Origin of the sequence: Planomonospora antibiotica (assembly GCF_014647955.1) — a bacterium.
Lineage (GTDB): Bacteria > Actinomycetota > Actinomycetes > Streptosporangiales > Streptosporangiaceae > Planomonospora > Planomonospora parontospora.
The window spans coordinates 1-1,030 of record NZ_BMQE01000144.1; the positions used below are offsets into that span (position 1 = coordinate 1).

A 1,030-nucleotide genomic window follows, 5' to 3' on the forward strand; every position below is an offset into this window, starting at 1 on the left:
TCCACGAACCCCGTCCCCGGAAACAGCACCACCCCGCCCACCACGTGATCGGCCAACCACGGCTGCGCCGTCACCGACAGCCGGCCCGTCAACATGACTCCGCCGGACTCCGGTGACGCGAGCGCCGCACCGAGCAGCGGGTGCTCGACGGTCTCCAACCCGACACAGGCCACGTCACCCGTGGCAGACGTGCTCTCCAGCCAGTACGGCTTGCGCTGGAAGGCGTAGGTGGGCAGCTCCACCCGGCGCGCACCCGACCCGGAGAAGTACCGCGCCCAGTCCACGGCCACGCCATGCGCATACGCCCGCCCCAGGCCGGCCAGCAGCGCCTCGACCTCATCCCGGCCCCGCCGCTGCAACCCCACCACCACAGAATCCGCAGAACCCGTACCGTCCGCGCCGTCCGCAGAGCCTGAACCGTCCGCAGAGCCCGCACCGTTCACACCGTCCGCGGTAACGACCTGGGCCGCCAACGCGGTCAGCACCGCGTCCGGACCCACCTCCACCCACCGCGACACACCCAGACCCCGCGCCGCATCCACCGCGTCGGCGAACCGCACCGACCGCCGCACATGCTCCACCCAGTACTCCGCCGACCCCCACCCCGCAACCGAACCCGCACCGGACCCCGACACCGAAGCCCCGGAAGTCCCGGAAACCGCGGAAGTCGCGGAAGTCGCGGAAGTCGCGGAACCGGGCAGGGAACCCCCGGAATCCGCAGAGCCCGATATGGAAGCCCCGACCATCGGCGCACCCGTCACCGTCGACACCGCCACCGGCCCCGACGCCTCGGTCCGCCGGTAGGTCACCGATTCGGCCACCCGCCGGAACCCCTCCAGCACCGGCTCCATCAACGGCGAATGGAACGCATGCGACACCCGCAACCGCGAACTGCGCCGACCCCCCGGCAGCGCGGCCAGCACCGCCTCCACCGCGGCCTCCGCTCCGGAGACCACCACCGAGGACGGGCCGTTGACCGCCGCGACCCCCACCCCAGCCGTCAGCAGCGGCACCACCTCCGCCTCCGAGG

1 pseudogene is annotated in these 1,030 nt (G+C 72.6%); it reads right to left on the reverse strand.

The window, feature by feature from the left end:
• Nucleotides 1-1,016: pseudogene (locus IEZ06_RS37595) on the reverse strand (polyketide synthase dehydratase domain-containing protein); the annotation flags it as partial.
• Between the last annotated feature and the right edge of the window lie 14 nt (nucleotides 1,017-1,030).